The sequence below is a fragment of the Ruminococcus sp. CAG:330 genome, from assembly GCF_000437175.1.
In the GTDB taxonomy this organism is placed as follows: Bacteria; Bacillota; Clostridia; order Oscillospirales; family Ruminococcaceae; genus Ruminococcus_C.
Window position 1 is genome coordinate 1 of record NZ_FR897997.1, and the last position, 16400, is coordinate 16400.

A 16400-nucleotide genomic window follows, 5' to 3' on the forward strand; every position below is an offset into this window, starting at 1 on the left:
ACCTCGCCAGCTGCGCTCAGCTGGAGCAGCCTGACGGGGTAACGGTTCTGAAATCAGTTTGTTCCGGCACGAAGATTTTACGTTTCAGAGTTTGAATATTTTTCGTTGGCTGAAATTTATATGCTTTTCTTTCTGATTTCGTTTGCTTCTCAACAATCACTCTGAAAACGACACAATTTCCGTTTCGGGATAATAGTGCATCAGGATCTTCCGCCAGTCTGCGCCGTCTTTCGCCATGGCGTTTGCGCCGTACTGGCTCATCCCCACGCCGTGCCCGAAGCCCCTTGTGGTAAAGGTGAACTTCCCGTCAGCGCAGGCGACCGTGAAAGCGGCGGAGCGCAGTGCCAGCGCATCCCGCACCTCCTGCCCCGTGCAGGTCTGTCCGCAGACGGTGAGCGTCTGCACCGTTCCGGCGTCGGTGGTGCTGACGATGCGAAACCAGTCCGCCGGCGCTGTGTCCCAGTCCGCATCCGGCAGCAGCCCGGCGAGCTGCGTCTGCAATTCCTGCGCTGTAAAGTCCGCCGTTTCCAGATAGCGTGGAGCGGTGGTGTCGGCACTGCTGTCCACGGAGACCAGATAGGGGACGCTTGCGCCCCACACGTTTTCGGCGCTCTCTGTCTTGCCGGCGGACATGGAGCAGAATGCGGCGACAATGGGCGAGCCGCCGGACTCCAGCACGTAGGGCAGCACCTCGTCCACGGCATCGCAGATTTTGGCGTAGCTTGTCTGGAAGCTGTCGCCGTAGTACTGCCGGGCCTGATTCTCCGTGAAGCACGCCTGATACTGGCTGCTGTCGTTGGAGAAGTCCGCCCCGCAAAGCTCCGGCGTGGGCTGTTCCTGTTCCAGAAGATGCTGCCGTTCGGCGTAGGTGTGGGCGGCGACCGCCTGCGCCTTGAGCGCCTCCGGCTCAAAGGTGGCGGGCATCTCGGCGCACACCGCCCCGATCACGTAGTCCCGCACAGAAATTTCCGCCACCCTGCCGCTGGTGATGTCCAGCATCCGGTAGCTCCGGCACAGGGACGCTGCCGGTCTGGCGGCGGCGGTCACGGGCGTTGCGGTCTGTGTCACTGCCGTTGCCACAGGCGGGGAATCCGGCACGGGAGCAAGTCCCAGACACCTCGCCGGAACGACGGTGATGAGAAACAGAATGCCGGTAAATACGCCCAGAATCATCAGATATTTTTTCATTGTCGCCACGCTCTTTCTGTTGGAGGTCAAAGCCGGTTTCGTATTCGGAGATCAGAATGAAAAAATGCGAAAGGCTCTCAGAGAAATGATTGACAGATGCGCCGGTTTCGTGTATAATATAAGTTACGGATGGCGCAGACTGCATGATTTGGGCAACACCACACAAAGCTTGTGCGTAAGATGCGCAGTTCGATTTTTTGGCAGATCACATAGAAATTCCGCAGGCATACTGTCGTATGTCAAGGGATTTCTGTGTGATATGGCGGAAAATCGGCAAGCAGATTGCGTGCAAAGCCCTCAGGCGGGCTTTGTGCTGTGCTGCCCTTGCAATGTGACTTCTGGAGTCTGGCTGCACACTGCATGTCGAACCAGACGGGCTTCGCTTCGGCGGAGCGCTGCGGTGTGCGGACTGACGGAACGCATTCGGTCTGTTCGGCTTTTCCCGGACAGATCTTCACAACCCAAATAAGGAGGCAATCGCTATGACACCGCAACTGATCTATAACCAAAGCATTGAGGAATCGGATATCCATAACTTATGCAGAGATTTGGAACAGTATTCTGCAATTGAACCGAAATACTACGAGAGATTTGATGTCAAGCGTGGCCTGCGCAATGCGGACGGCTCCGGTGTGATCGCCGGAATTACGCGGATTTGTAACGTGCACGGCTATGTAATGAACGAAGGAGAACGCCAGCCCATTCCGGGACAGCTGATTTACCGGGGTTATGATATCAATGACCTGATCGAGAACGCCGAACGGGAAGACCGCTATGTCTTTGAGGAAGTGGTCTACCTGCTGCTGTTCGGCATGCTGCCGGATGCCAAGGAGCTGGAGATCATGACCCGCTCTCTCAGTGCACGCCGGGAGCTGCCGCCGGGATTTCTGGTGGACTCCATCATGCAGTCGCCCTCGAACAACATTATGAACAAACTGGCTCGGAGCATCCTCTCCCTGTATTCCTATTCGGACATCACCGAGAATACCACCATCGAGGATGAAATGCGCATCGCACTGGATCTCATCGCCAAAATGCCCATCCTTATGGACGGCGCATATCAGGCAAAGCGCCACAAGTACGACAATGCCAGCATGATCATGCACCCCCTCCGGCCGGACGAAAATACGGCGCAGTCGATCCTCTCTCTCATCCGGAACGACCGTGTCTACACCAAGGAGGAGGCACAGCTGCTGGACGTGCTCCTTGCCATTCACGCAGACCACGGCGGCGGAAACAACTCCACCTTTGCCTGCCGTGTGGCGACCTCTTCGGGCACAGATCCCTTTGCAGCGTACACCTCTGCCATCAACTCCCTCAAGGGCCCCCGCCACGGCGGCGCCAACATCAAGGTCATCCAGATGCTGGACGACATCAAGGCGCACGTCAAACACTGGGAGGACGAGGGCGAGGTGGCAGACTACCTCACCAAGATCCTCAGGAAGGAAGCAAACGACGGCTCCGGTCTGATCTACGGCATGGGACACGCTGTCTACACCCTGTCTGACCCCCGTGCCGTCATCCTCAAGCGGAAGGCAATGGCGCTGGCAGAGGGCAAGGAGATCGAGCGGGAGTTCCGCCTGCTGGATCTCATCGAGAAGCTGACACCGGAGCTGATGCGCACCGTGCGTGGCAGCGACAAGGTGGTCTGCGCCAATGTGGATATGTATTCCGGTCTGGTTTACCGGATGCTGGGCATTCCGGACGAGCTGTTTACCCCCCTGTTCGCCACAGCACGGATGGTGGGCTGGTCTGCGCACCGGATGGAGGAGATCCTCACCGGCAAGCGGATCATCCGGCCGGCTTACAAGGCAATCGCAAAGCCCAAGGAGTATGTGCCGCTATGCGATCGGGACTGATAAACGCCGGAGTGCGGCGGCGGCTGCGGCTGTCCGCCGCATTTTGCCTATCTCTGTGCCTGCTGTGCAGCCTGCTCACCGGCTGTACGCTGGGGGCATCGGTGGACTCCATGCTGAAGCCGCCCAGCCTGAGCAAGGAGCAGCAGCAGATCTACCGGGCACTGCAGGACGCTGCCGGCACCGGCATCACCTTGCAGTATCCCCGCTCCGGCGCTTACCTGTCCGCCTTTACTGTCGTGGATCTGGACGCTGACGGGGAGGACGAGGCGCTGGTGTTCTACAAAAAGACCAACTTCACCGCCACGGAAAACAGTCTGCGCCTGAACGTCCTGGATCAGGTGAACGGCAAGTGGATGTCCGTCTGCGACTATCCGGCGGACGGCGCAGAGATCGAACGTGTGGTCATCCAGCCGCTGGGGGCAAGCCCCAAGAACCGCATTCTCATCGGCTACAGCAGTGTAGACCAGTCGGACAAATCCCTCAGCGTCTACACCTACGGGGACAGCGGGCTGACCGCCCTGTTCCAGACTCCCTACACCATGTTCGATGTGGCGGATCTGGATGCGGACAGTTTGCAGGAGCTGCTGGTGCTCAGCCGTGCCACAGACAGCGCCGCGGCATCTGCCGCCCTGTACCGCATGGATCAGGAGGCGGTGTCGGATGCGGGAAAGCTGGAGCTGCGCTGCGGCTTTTCGGATTATAGCCAGGTGCTCTACGGCAGGCTCGCCGGCGGGAGCATCGGCATTTACATTGACGGGCAGAGCGGCCCGACGGCAGTGCAGACGGAGATCCTCTGTACCGACAGCGACAGCGGTGCCCTGTGCTACGCCCTGCCGGACAGCGCCACCGTGGCGGCAACTGCCCGCAGCGCCGGCTACCTCTCCATGGATGTGGACGGGGACGGTTCGGTGGAGATTCCGGTACAGCAGCCCTTCCCCGGCTATGACGACAGCTCTTCGGAGCAGGTGCGCCTGACACGCTGGCTGAGTGTATCGGGCAGCGCCCTCACGGAGCGGATGCGCAGCTATTATAGCCTCAGCGACGGCTGTCTGTTCATTCTGCCGGAGAGCTGGTACGGCACGGTGACGGCGGTGACCGATGCCCTCACGGGGGACATTGTGTTCTGCCGCTATGACGGGGCGATCTCCGACCATATGGCGGAGCTTCTGCGGTACGGCGCTGTCCACGATCAGGAGGAGCAGGACGACCGGACGGCGAACGGCTACCAGCTGCTGCGCTCCNNNCCAGCTGCTGCGCTCCCGGGGCAAGACGGCGTATTATATGCGGGCCGCCCAGCCGGAGAGCGACGAACTGGCGCTGCCGCAGGAGGAGCTGCTGGTGCGGTTTTTCTTCGTGAATGCCGGATAAAACGATACGCCGACAGGCGCTTATGATACATGACGGGAAATAAGAGCTTGTGTTCATCGGAAATATATGCGGATTTTCGAGCAAATTTTTTTGCAGACAAGGCAAAAATTTGCAGAAAAGACGTAGATAGACGCCTATGAACACGAGCTCTAAGAAAGCTTTTCAGAAAGGAGCAGGCATCCCATGAAACGGATTCTGGTTTGCGAGGACGAAGATGTCATTCGTGATTTTGTCGTGATCAATTTGAAACGTGCAGGCTACGAGGTGATCGATGTGAACTGCGGTGAGGAGGCGCTCCGTGTCTTTGACGAGGAGCACGGCGACTTCGACATCGTGCTGCTGGACATCATGATGCCCGGCATCGACGGCTTCACTGTCTGCAAGAAGCTGCGGGAGAAGAGCTCCACGCTGGGCATCATCATGCTTACCGCACGCACACAGGAAATGGATAAGGTCAGCGGTCTGATGTTCGGGGCGGACGACTACATCACCAAGCCTTTCTCGCCCTCGGAGCTGACCGCCCGTGTGGATGCCATCTACCGGCGGGTCTGCATGAGCTTCATCAAGGACGAGAAGTCCAGCGTCATCGAGAGCGGACCCTTTACCCTCAATCTCAAGAGCCGCACCGTCACCAAGAACGGCAAGCTCATCGACCTGACACAGGTGGAGTACCAGATCATGGAGTATTTCCTGAACAATCAGAACACGGCGCTGGACCGTGCCAGCATCCTGAATCACATCTGGGGCGACGGGTATTTCGGGGACGACAAGATCGTGGATGTCAACATCCGCCGCATCCGCATGAAGATCGAGGAAGAGCCGAGCAAGCCCCATTACATTACGACCATCTGGGGCTATGGATATAAGTGGAATGACAAGTAAAAGAAAACGCAAAAAGGATGGCGCAGTGCGGGGGACGATCACACGCCGCTGGATCCTGAACAATCTGGTGCTGGTCTTTCTGGTGCTGCTGGTGCTGGACTTTGCCTTTATGTACGCCATTCAGAACTACTACTACGGCGCTTCCCGCCAGTACCTCACCACCAAGGTGACCTCGGTCTCCGGTGTCCTCAATCGCTATGCGCAGGATGCCGACACCAATTTCTCCTCCGAGATGCGCAGCACCATTGAGAACTTCTCCGACAAGGACAAGATGGAGCTCATGGCGATCAACGCCCGGGGGCGTGTCATCCTCACCTCCTCCGGCTTCTCCCAGGAGGAGGACACCGCCATGCCGGACTATGAGCAGGCGATGGAGAACGGCAGCGGCTACTGGGTGGGCAAGGTGAACGGCGAGACCATGATGGCAGTTTCCGTGGACATCTCCGATGTCAGCACGGATTATAGCGCCATTCGTGTGGTGGCATCGCTGGAACAGATTCAGGGTGCCGTCCATACCTACGCTGTTGCTGTGGGGGCGGTGTGTTGCGGCGTGCTGCTGCTGCTGGTGGTGACGGGCGTGTACTTCATCCGCTCCATCATCCGTCCCATCAAGCAAATCAGCGCCACCACCAGGAAGTTTGCCAAGGGCGACTTCTCCGTCCGCATCGACAGCCAGAGCCACGACGAGATCGGTGACCTCTGCGCCTCCATCAACCAGATGGCGGACGAGCTGTCCAATACGGAGAACATGAAGAACGAGTTCATCTCCTCCGTGTCCCACGAGCTGCGCACGCCGCTGACGGCAATCAAGGGCTGGGCGGAGACTATGTGCATGGACACCGACCCCGACACCATCCAGCGTGGCGTGCATGTCATCGTCAACGAGACGGAGCGCCTTTCGGAGATGGTGGAGGAGCTGCTGGACTTCTCCCGCATGCAGAGCGGCAGATTCTCCCTCCAGTGCGCCACCATGGACATTCTGGCAGAGCTGGGGGATGCCGTCCTCATCTATGAGGAGAAGGCACGGAAGGAGAACATCCGCATCATCTATCAGGAGCCGGAGATGCTGCCCTTTGTCTACGGGGACAAGAACCGCATCCGGCAGGTGTTCATCAACGTCATCGACAACGCCATCAAGTACTCCAACCCCGGCTCCACCATTACCGTGAGCGCCGAAGAGGTGGGGAACATGATCCAGGTCACCGTGACGGACAACGGCGTGGGCATCAGCGAGGCAGACCTGCCCCACGTCAAGACCAAATTCTTTAAGGCAAACCACACCCGCCGCGGCTCCGGCATCGGGCTGGCTGTGGCGGACGAGATCATCTCTATGCACGGCGGCAGACTGGACATCACCAGCGAGCTGAACGTGGGAACCAACGTCACCATCACGCTGCCTGTCGAGTCCCAGCGCCGCAGCAGCGCCACCACATAATACGGGAGGAATCAGAGATGCAGAAGTTACCGAGAATCGTGATCCTGCGCACCGGCAATATGAAGTTTTATAAGGGCATCAAGCCGGATGCGGAAAGGCAGTTCCGGGATGAGCTGCGCTTCGGCGGCGATTACGTCGCACAGCACCACACCGGCGGCGAGGCGTATAACTTTGCGCCGTGGTACGGAAGCGAGGAGGAACGGCTCTGTCTGGGCTTTGTGGAAACCATGTCCAGCGGCGGCAAACGCAGAAGGATCCTGGTGGAAAACATTCTCGGTTGTGAACAGCTCCGCCCGTCTGATCCGGCGGCAGAGGATGTGCTGGTGGTCTGGTGCGCCCGCATCGAGGAGGCAAGCGAGTCGGTTCGTGTCATGGGCTGGTATCATCACGCCACCGTCTTTCGGGAATATCAGGAGTACCCCTTCACGGACGAAAACGGCGAAATACAGACCTTCGAATATAATGTCAGCGCACCGGCAAAGGGCTGTGTGCTGCTGCCGGCGGGAGAGCGCTATTCCTACCGCTGGCATGTGCCAAGGGGAAAGCACAATCTGGGGCGTTCCAACATCTGGTACGCACGGGAGAATCCGGCGTTTCTGGAACAGCTGGTGCAGAAGATCGAAGAATATGAGAAATATGGCGGGGAAAACTGGCTGGATGTAGACGCAGATTGGGATGCTGTGAAAAATACCGTCACGATCGACTAAAAGAGCCGGTCTTCACAAGAAAGGAAACAGATACATATGGCAAAACAACCCAGAGAGAACCCGAAGCACATGACCAAGATCGGCGGTCAGGCGCTCATCGAGGGCGTGATGATGAAAGGGGCAGATACCGGCGCCATGGCGTGCCGGCTGCCAAACGGCGAGATCGAGGTGGAAACATGGCCGGAGAACAACGGCAAGCATATGCCGTGGTACCGGAAGTGCCCGCTGGTGCGGGGCTGCTTCAACTTCGTGCAGTCCATGAAGGACGGCTACCGCTGCCTCACAAAGTCCGCCGAAAAGCAGATGCCGGAGGACGGCGAAGAGGAAGAAGAGGAGGAGATGAACCGCTTCGAGAAATGGCTGGATGACAAGCTGGGGGACAAGATCTTCGGCATTATCATGACCATCGGCATGATCGTGGGCATTGCGGTCGCCGTGGGCCTCTTCGTCTTTCTGCCCAAGTTTCTCATCGGACAGCTCATTGCCCACACTGCCATTCCGGAGAACAGCCGGTTCGTGCGGTCGCTGCTGGAGGGCATCCTGAAGATCGCCATCTTCCTCGGCTATATGGCGTGCACCGGCATGATGAAGGACATCCGCCGCACCTATGAATACCACGGCGCAGAGCATAAGACCATCGCCTGCTATGAGGCAGGGGAGGAGCTGACTGTGGAGAACGTGAAGAAGCACACCCGCTTCCACCCCCGCTGCGGTACCAGCTTTATTTTCATCACCCTCATTGTGAGCATTCTGGTCATGTGCATCGTGCCGGTGTATCAGGTGCTGCCCCGTATTATCGTGAGCATCCTGCTGCTGCCGCTGGTGGTGGGCATCTCCTATGAGTTCATCCGCATCGCCGGACGCAGCAGCAGCTGGCTGACCCGTGCCCTCTCGTGGCCGGGACTCCAGATCCAGCGCATCACCACACGGGAACCTGACGCCTCGCAGATCGAGTGCGCCATCGCAGCCCTGAAGCCGTGCATTCCGGCGGACATGGAGGACGACAAGTGGTGATGACCTCCTACGAAGCCGTCCGCCGGACACGTGCGGTTCTGACAGAACACGGTCTGCCGGATGCCGCCTTTGAGGGCGATATTCTGGTGCAGGAGGTGATGGGCGTGCGCCAGCCGGTGCGCACCCTGCCGGAGCGGACGCTCACCGAGGCGCAGCAGGAAACGCTGGCGGACATGACCCGCCGCCGCTGCTGCCACGAACCTCTCCAGTACCTCTGCGGTGCGTGGGAGTTCTACGGGCTGCCTTTTTCCGTGGGGGAGGGCGTGCTCATCCCGCGGCAGGATACGGAGGTACTGGTGGAGGAAGTGCTCCGCCTGCGCCGCGGCACAGCTGCTACCCGCCTGCTGGATCTGTGCAGCGGAAGCGGCTGCATTCCGGCGGCGGTTGCTGTCCACCTGTCCGGCGTGACAGGGGACGTGGTGGAGCTGTCCGCCCGTGCGCTGCCCTATCTGCGGCGCAATCTGAACCGGCATGCGCCGGCGCTGCACATCTGGGAGGGCGATGCCCTCGCACCGCCGGCGGAGCTCCGCCAAAACACATACGACATCATCACCTGCAATCCGCCCTATCTGACGGCGGAGGACATGGCGCAGCTCCAGCCGGAGGTGGCATTCGAACCCGCATCCGCCCTGTACGGCGGACCCGACGGGCTGGACTTCTACCGCCGGCTGACACCTCTGTGGAGCAGGCGGCTTGCCCAGGGCGGCTGGCTGCTCTACGAGGTGGGACAGGGACAGGCACACGCCGTCCAGCAGCTGCTGGAGCAGGCGGGACTGACCGGCTGCCGGATTCTGCCGGATTTGGCAGGCATCGGCAGGGTCGTCCTGGGACAACGAAAAGAAAGGATTTCTGACGATGGCAAAAGTGGATAACAAGAAAAAACCGGTCATCAGTATGCCGGAAACAGACGAAGAGAAGAAGAAGGCGCTGCAAAGCGCCATTGCACATATCACAAAGACCTACGGCACCGGCGCGATCATGCGGCTGGGGGACAACAGAACCAACCTCAACATCGAGGCAATTCCCACCGGCTCCATGATGCTGGATCTGGCGCTGGGCATCGGTGGTGTGCCGCGGGGACGTATCGTGGAGCTGTACGGGCCGGAGAGCTCCGGTAAGACCACCGTCGCCCTGCACATCATCGCCGAGGCGCAGAAGATGGGCGGCGAAGTGGCGTTCATCGATGTGGAACACGCCCTCGACCCTCTTTATGCACAGGCGCTGGGCGTCAACATTGACGAGCTGCTGGTGTCCCAGCCGGACAGCGGCGAGCAGGCGCTGGAGATCGCCGAGGCGCTGGTGCGCTCCGGTGCGATTGATGTTCTGGTCGTGGACTCTGTGGCAGCCCTCACCACCAAGGCGGAGATCGACGGCGACATGGGCGACAGCCACGTGGGACAGCTGGCACGTCTGATGTCCCAGGCAATGCGGAAGCTGACCGCTGTCATCTCCAAGTCCAAGTGCGTGGCAATCTTCATCAACCAGGTGCGGGAGAAGATCGGTGTGCTCTACGGCAATCCGGAGACCACACCGGGCGGACGTGCCCTGAAGTTCTACGCCTCTGTCCGCATGGAAGTGCGCCGTGGCGAGGCGATCAAGGAAAACGGCACCCAGATCGGCAACCGCACCAAGGTCAAGATCAGCAAGAACAAGGTGGCACCGCCGTTCCGGGAGTGCGAGTTCGACATCATGTACGGCACGGGAATCTCCCGCACCGGCGAGGTGGTGGACGTTGCCACAGATCTGGGCATCATCCAGAAGAGCGGCTCGTGGTTCAGCTACGGCGAACAGCGTCTGGGACAGGGCAGAGATAACGTGAAGAAGCTGCTGGAGGAGAATCCGGAGCTGATGAAGGAGATCGAGGGCAAGATCCTGGAGCACAAGGACGAGCTGCTGGGCAAGCCCAAGAAGGACAAGAAGAAGTCCAAGCTGGAGGAGGCTGCGGCAAAGGCAGCCGGCGGCGCACCTGCGGCAGACGATGCTGCCGGCGATGTGCCGGCATCCGGCGTGAATGCGGACGAGGATCTGGAGATCAGCGCCGAGGACGATTTCGAAGAGTTCACACCGGTATAATCCATGGAGATCACAGAACTGCACGCCTACAAGGGAAATACGTGGCTGCTGCGCATGGACGGCAGCGAATCCCCGTACTTTCTCCATGTGTCCGTGGTGCAGAAATTCCACTTGCAGGAGGGCATGCGCCTGCCGGAGAGCGCCTGGGAACAGGTGCAGACGGCGGAGCTGTCCCGCAAAGCGTTTCAGCACGCCTGCTACCTGCTGGACCGGCGGGACTACAGCTATCAGGAGATGTACCGGAAGCTGGAACCGAAGTATTCGGCAGCGGTCTGCTACGCTGTGACCGACCGTCTGGCAGCCAAGGGACTGATTAATGACCGGCGGTATGCGGAACAGCTGGCACGGCACTATGTGGCGGGAAAGCACTTCGGGCTGCGCCGTGCCCGGCAGGAGATGTACCGGCACGGGCTGCTGGAGGCGCAGATTCAGGAGGCGCTGGAACCGTATACGGAACAGATGGCGGAGCAGCTTCAGGCGCTGATCTGCCGGAAGTACGCCGGCTATTTCGCCGACCCGCAGGACCGCCGGACGGTGGAGCGTGGCAAGGCGGCGCTGGTGCGGCAGGGATACGATTTCTCAGAGATCAATGCTGCCGTGGCGTGGTTTCTGGCACAGGAGGAAGAAGCCGATGAGTAGCGTTTGCGCATTTTTTTCGTATGCGAATGCAGACCGGAAACTGGCAGATCAATTCCGGGGAGAGTTTAAGAAAAAGCACGTGATCTGCGAGACCGGAAAATCCGGGAGACCAATAAGGTTTGTCTGCCGATACAGCTGCGGGGGTGCGAATGTATGCTGATCTCCTCTTATCGGGAGAGCATTCTTTCGTATCTCTCTTAGAGCTTGTGTTCGTAGGAAATATATGCGGATTTTCGAGCAAATTTTTTTGCAGACAAGGCAAAAATTTGCAGGCATACTTTCGTATGGCAAGAATTTTTAACGCAGTATGCAACAAAATTTGCCGAAAAGACGTAGATAGACGCCTATGAACACGAGCTCTTAAAGGCGCACGCTGCAAAGGGTATCAATCAAAGGCAATACCGCACAATCTTTGTGCGGTATTGCCCAAAATAAAAGGAGTAGAGAAACATATGCCAATTCGTGTTGGGATGGTTTCTCTCGGATGTTCCAAGAATCTGGTGGATTCGGAGCGCATGCTGTCCAAGCTGCGTACCCATGGCTACCAGCTTGTGACCGAGCCGGGAGAAGCTGACATTGCAATCGTAAACACCTGCGGATTTATCCAGTCCGCCAAAGAGGAGGCCATCGAGACCATTCTGGAGCTGGCTGCCTTGAAAAAAGAGGGGACGCTGAAGAAGATCGTCCTCACCGGATGTCTGACGGAGCGCTATCAGCAGGAGGCTGCCGACCTGTTTACCGAGGCGGACGCAGTCATCGGCATCGGAAACAACCGGGATATCGTAGATGTGCTGGATCACGTGCTCGCCGGCGAGCGTGTGGTGCGCTTCGGCAAGAAGGAGGATGCCGAGACCACCGGTGCCCGCATTATCACCACGCTGCCGTTTTTCGCCTACCTGAAGATCGCCGAGGGATGCAGCAACCGGTGCAGCTACTGTGCCATCCCTGCCATCCGTGGTCCGTACCGCAGCGTTCCCATGGAGCAGGTGCTGGAGGAAGCGCACTGGCTGGCGGAACACCACGTCACCGAACTGGTGGTCATCGCACAGGACACCACACGCTACGGCTGCGACCTGTACGGCAAGTGCCGTCTGCCGGAGCTGCTGCGGGAGCTTTGCCACATCGACGGCATCCGCTGGGTGCGGGTGCTCTACAGCTATCCGGAGCGCATCACCGAGGAGCTGCTGGACGTTATGGCGGAAGAGCCGCACATGGTGCCCTATCTGGATATGCCCATCCAGCACTGCGATGAGGCAATTCTCCGCCGGATGAACCGTCCGGGAAATGAAGCGTACCTCCGGAATCTCATCGCCCACATTCGGGAGCGTGTGCCCGATGTCACCCTGCGCACCACCATCATCACCGGCTTTCCCGGCGAGACCAAGGAACAGTTCAACCGTCTGGGCGACTTCCTTCACGACATGGAGTTCGACCGCATGGGCTGCTTCGCCTACTCCGAGGAGGAGGGCACGGCTGCTGCAGAGTTCGAGGATCAGATCGACGAGGAGGTGCGTGCCCACCGTGCGGACATCCTCATGGAACAGCAGGCAGAGGTGAGCGCCGCCAAGAATGCCGCCAAGATCGGCAAGCGCATGACCGCCGTCATCGAGGGCTACGACAAGTACGCCGGCTGCTATTTCGGCAGAACCGCTGCGGATGCGCCGGACATCGACGGCAAGATCTTCATTAAGAGCGACAGCCGGCTGCGTCTGGGACAGTACATCACGGTGGAAGTATTCGACACCATGGACTATGACCTGCTGGCGGAGGAGGTAACCGATGAATCTGCCGAATAAGCTGACACTGCTGCGTGTCATTCTCATCCCTGTTTTTTTGGTCTGCATTTATGTGGACGCCATTCCGGCGCACTTCCTGCTGGCGCTGATCGTCTTTGCCGTGGCATCCTTTACGGACATGCTGGACGGCAAGATCGCCCGTGCCAGAGGGCTGGTGACGAACTTCGGCAAGTTTCTGGATCCGCTGGCGGACAAGGTGCTGGTCATTACGGCGCTGACGGTGCTGGTGGAGCTGGACGAGTTCCGGATGTCCGCCATTCCGCTGGTCATCATCATTGCACGGGAATTTATGGTATCCGGTCTGCGGCTGCTGGCTGCGGAGGAGGGCGTGGTCATCGCCGCCGGCATCTGGGGCAAGCTCAAGACCGCCTTCACCATGGTGACCATTGTTGCCGTGTTGCTGTACCTGTCCCTGACAGGGGACTTTCATGCGGCAATGCCGGACGCCGTCCGCACATGGGTGCTGAACGGGCTGATCTGGATCTCCACCGTGCTGACCATTATCTCCGGTCTGGTCTATCTCAAGGGCTGCTGGAAGTATATCGACAGCGACAAGTAAGGCAATCCAAAACAATACAAGTTTAAGAGCGATAAAAACAGCCGCACCGGAATGGAAGATCCTCCGGTGCGGCTGTTGTGTTTTTGCGGGATATTTACGGGCTGCTGCCGTTACTTCGACGACGGCATGACCCGTGCCATAGCGCCCGCCATGTTGGAGATGGGCATGGTCTGGAGCCAGATGCGTCCGGGGCCGGTGACCCTGGTGTTGAACAGCCCCTCGCCGCCCAGCAGGACGTTGCCGATGCCCTTGACCGTCTGCACGTCAATGGAGCAGGTCGCCTCCATGGCAGCCAGATTGCCGGTGTCCACCAGCAGGGACTGTCCGGCAGCCAGATCGTATGCCATGGTGCTGCCGTCGATCTCCAGAAACAGCATGCCGTTTCCGCTGAACTTCTGCATGATGAAGCCTTCGCCGCCGAAGAAGCCGCCGGCGATCTTTTTCTGGAAGTACAGCTCAAAGGAAACGCCTGCCTCCGAGGCGAGGAACGCCGATTTCTGCGCCACGATGGGACGCTCCGGTGTGATGGCAACGGGCATGATCTCCCCCGGCAGGGCGGAAGAAAAGGCGATCATGCCGGTGCCGCCTTTGGCGGTGTACTGGTTCTGGAACATGGCTTCGCCGGTGAGGGCACGGCTGAACATTTTGCCCAGTCCGCCGCCCTTGGTGGCCATCTCCATGTTGGGTGTCATCCATGACATGGCGCCTTTCTGACAGAGGACGCTCTCCTCCGGCTGGAGGGTGAGGACGGCAACGGGGTACGGTTGACCTTGAATTTGATATTGCATGGGTATTGCTCCTTTCGGTGTGGGTTTGATTATGAGATGCTCTCCCGCAGTGCTTCGGGGAGTCCATGTCCGTCATGGAGTCATTGTGGGCGGCGGGTTTGTCGCTGCCGCAGCCGCCGTCACCGCTGACCGTCCTCCCGGAGAATGCCGGATTTGCGGGCGGTGCTGTCGGCTTCGGTGATGGTGCGGATGACACGGCAGGGGTTGCCGGCTGCCAGCGAGTGGGGCGGGATGTCCCGTGTGACCACGCTGCCTGCGCCGATGACGCAGCCTGCTCCGATGGTGACACCGCCGCACACGGTGACGTTGCCCGCCAGCCAGCAGTTATCGCCGATGGTGATGGGCTTGCCGTATTCCAGATCGTACAGCGAGCCGTCTGCACGCCGGCGGAGGTTGCGTTCCTCCGGCAGGTAGGAGTGCATGGGCGTGAGAAGGGAGCAGTTCGGACCGAAGAACACGTCGTTGCCGATGGTGACGGGGCAGGTGTCCAGTACCACGAAATTGAAGTTGGTGTAGCACCGCTCTCCAAAGGTGGTGTAGATGCCGTAGTCAAACTGGATGGGACCTTGCAAAAACGTGTCTGCGCCCCGGTTGGGGAGCAGCTGTCTGAGAATTGCCTCCCGCTTTTCGCCGTCTGCTTCCGGAGTGGCGTTGTACTCCTGTGAGAGCCGGTGCGCCGTCTGGCGCTGGCGGTCCAGCAGGGGGTCGCCGGGGTCGTAGAGCTTGCCTGAGAGCATATATTCCGGTTCGGTCATGATGAAAAACCTCCTTGATACTGGTCGGGATTGATGTGCAGGGTGTTGAGCTGCACCAGCTTTTGCAGAAGCTGGAATTTCCGGTAGTTGCTGTCGATGTAGGGCTTCATCCCCTGATAATAGTGCTCGTCAAAGGGAATGAAAAGGTACGCCTCATCCTGAAAATATTCGCTGTGGTACTCCTCCTCGCCGAACAGATGGAGCGCATAGTCGTCCACGTCGGCGGGGTAGCAGGGCAGGCTGCCGCTGTGGCGGTGGTCGTAGTAGTAGGCGGCAAACGCCTCGCCCTCCTCGTTGAAGATGGTGCGGCGCAGTTCTCCGCCCAGCTCGTCCCGAATGACCGTCCGCAGGTCGAAATAGTCGTCCTCATTTTCCAGCACCTTCTGAATTTCCTTGGGAAAGTCCTGCTGAAACGCCTCGGACATCAGGTTGTGTTCAATGCACCAGCGCAGATAGACCGCCATGTGGCTGAATCCCTCGATCTCCATGCGGGGCAGGTCTTTCCGGCGGATGGTGCCGGCGTGGATCGCCTCCCAGTCCATGAGATAGCCGCTGTCTGCGATGTTTCGGCGGGAGAGATCGGTTACGGAGGTGACCGAGCCGGCGAGCAGTTCCAGCAGGGCATCTGTGCCGCATGCCGCCTGATAGTCCAGTTCCTGCTGGGTCAGAAGCATGATCTGGTAATAGCGGACACAGAGTCCGGGGCGGACGTTGCAGATGGATGCAGCGCTGGGCAGGATGCCGCAGTTCAGCAGCACGCCGCCGCAAAGCCTGCTGTCCGGCACAAAGGGCTCGCCGTTTTCGAAGCGGCTGCCCCAGCAGAGAAAGTCCTCCTGCTGCATGACCTGCCGGGCGAGCTTGGTCACCAGCTTCACATACCAGGATTCCCGCACGTTTTCCAGCGGCAGGGTCGGCGGCAGGAGCAGCATCAGTTCGATGCGCTCCAGTCCTTTCCCGGCAAGCTCCGGCGGTGCCGGCATGGCGTGCAGGCTCAGCCCCTCGGTCAGCAGGATGTAAAAGTTTTTGTCCCTGGTCGCCGGCGAAACCAGGTGGATGCGGAACGGCTGGTCAGCAGCCCGAAGCCCCTCCAGCACACGCCGGCTTCTCCCCATCCAGACGTGCCGGTGGGCACGAAGCTCTTCGACGAGAAGTTTTGTATCAGAATAGTCCAGATCGGACGGTGGTTGTACTGTCATGGAATGCCTCCCCAAAAAGATGCAGATCACCGGGTGATCGTGCTTTTATTATATCGGATTTGCGGAGATGTGTCAAGAAAATTAGCTTTCGCAACAGAAAAAGAGAATTAGCCTCCCCTGAAAGGGGTGACTCCCCACGGG

At 59.2% G+C, this 16400-nt stretch carries 14 protein-coding genes; 10 read left to right on the plus strand and 4 right to left on the minus strand.

Annotated features, from left to right (window positions below; all coding sequences use genetic code 11):
• Positions 1–156: 156 nt before the first annotated feature.
• Entirely contained in the window at positions 157–1188 is a 1032-nt protein-coding gene (gene spoIID / locus QZL66_RS01290; RefSeq protein ID WP_022409960.1) for a stage II sporulation protein D, read from the minus strand.
• 482 nt (positions 1189–1670) lie between these two features.
• Between spoIID and QZL66_RS01295 the strand changes: the two genes are divergently transcribed.
• The 10 genes from QZL66_RS01295 (at position 1671) to pgsA (ending at position 13520) form a co-directional block, all read left to right on the plus strand.
• Positions 1671–3047, plus strand: a complete 1377-nt coding sequence (locus QZL66_RS01295) for a citrate synthase (protein WP_022409961.1) — start codon at positions 1671–1673, stop codon at positions 3045–3047.
• A 1551-nt stretch (positions 3048–4598) separates the two neighbouring features.
• Positions 4599–5297 (plus strand): response regulator transcription factor, encoded by a 699-nt coding sequence (locus tag QZL66_RS01300; protein WP_022409963.1) that lies wholly within the window; start codon positions 4599–4601, stop codon positions 5295–5297.
• The gene (locus tag QZL66_RS01305) at positions 5287–6732 is read left to right on the plus strand and encodes a sensor histidine kinase (RefSeq protein ID WP_226943944.1); all 1446 of its coding nucleotides are present in this window, start codon (positions 5287–5289) and stop codon (positions 6730–6732) included. The genes QZL66_RS01300 and QZL66_RS01305 overlap by 11 nt, the downstream gene beginning before the upstream one ends.
• 17 nt (positions 6733–6749) lie before the next feature.
• The gene (locus tag QZL66_RS01310; RefSeq protein WP_022409965.1) at positions 6750–7439 is read left to right on the plus strand and encodes a hypothetical protein; all 690 of its coding nucleotides are present in this window, start codon (positions 6750–6752) and stop codon (positions 7437–7439) included.
• A gap of 36 nt (positions 7440–7475) precedes the next feature.
• Positions 7476–8453, plus strand: coding sequence for a DUF1385 domain-containing protein (locus QZL66_RS01315; RefSeq protein WP_022409966.1), 978 nt, complete (start codon positions 7476–7478; stop codon positions 8451–8453).
• Positions 8453–9325 carry a peptide chain release factor N(5)-glutamine methyltransferase gene (prmC, locus tag QZL66_RS01320; protein WP_022409967.1) on the plus strand — a complete coding sequence of 291 codons (873 nt, stop codon included), beginning with the start codon at positions 8453–8455 and terminating at the stop codon, positions 9323–9325. Before QZL66_RS01315 ends, prmC begins: the two co-directional genes overlap by 1 nt.
• Positions 9309–10526, plus strand: a complete 1218-nt coding sequence (recA, locus tag QZL66_RS01325) for a recombinase RecA (protein ID WP_022409968.1) — start codon at positions 9309–9311, stop codon at positions 10524–10526. Before prmC ends, recA begins: the two co-directional genes overlap by 17 nt.
• A gap of 3 nt (positions 10527–10529) precedes the next feature.
• Entirely contained in the window at positions 10530–11165 is a 636-nt protein-coding gene (locus QZL66_RS01330) for a regulatory protein RecX (RefSeq protein WP_022409969.1), read from the plus strand.
• Between the two features lie 452 nt (positions 11166–11617).
• On the plus strand, positions 11618–12961 hold the full coding sequence (gene rimO, locus QZL66_RS01335; protein WP_022409970.1) for a 30S ribosomal protein S12 methylthiotransferase RimO: 1344 nt from the start codon (positions 11618–11620) through the stop codon (positions 12959–12961).
• Positions 12945–13520, plus strand: a complete 576-nt coding sequence (pgsA, locus tag QZL66_RS01340; RefSeq protein WP_022409971.1) for a CDP-diacylglycerol--glycerol-3-phosphate 3-phosphatidyltransferase — start codon at positions 12945–12947, stop codon at positions 13518–13520. Before rimO ends, pgsA begins: the two co-directional genes overlap by 17 nt.
• Positions 13521–13630: 110 nt before the next feature.
• On the opposite strand, the gene QZL66_RS01345 is transcribed toward pgsA, so the two are convergent.
• The 3 genes from QZL66_RS01345 to QZL66_RS01355 all read right to left on the minus strand — a co-directional run bounded on the left by QZL66_RS01345 (position 13631) and on the right by QZL66_RS01355 (position 16259).
• Positions 13631–14308: a TIGR00266 family protein gene (locus QZL66_RS01345; RefSeq protein ID WP_022409972.1), complete on the minus strand. Its 678-nt coding sequence runs from the start codon at positions 14306–14308 to the stop codon at positions 13631–13633.
• A 119-nt stretch (positions 14309–14427) separates the two neighbouring features.
• A complete protein-coding gene (locus QZL66_RS01350; RefSeq protein WP_022409973.1) occupies positions 14428–15063 on the minus strand; it encodes a sugar O-acetyltransferase in 636 nt (211 codons plus the stop codon).
• Positions 15060–16259, minus strand: a complete 1200-nt coding sequence (locus QZL66_RS01355) for a suppressor of fused domain protein (protein WP_022409974.1) — start codon at positions 16257–16259, stop codon at positions 15060–15062. The genes QZL66_RS01350 and QZL66_RS01355 overlap by 4 nt, the downstream gene beginning before the upstream one ends.
• Positions 16260–16400: the final 141 nt, after the last annotated feature.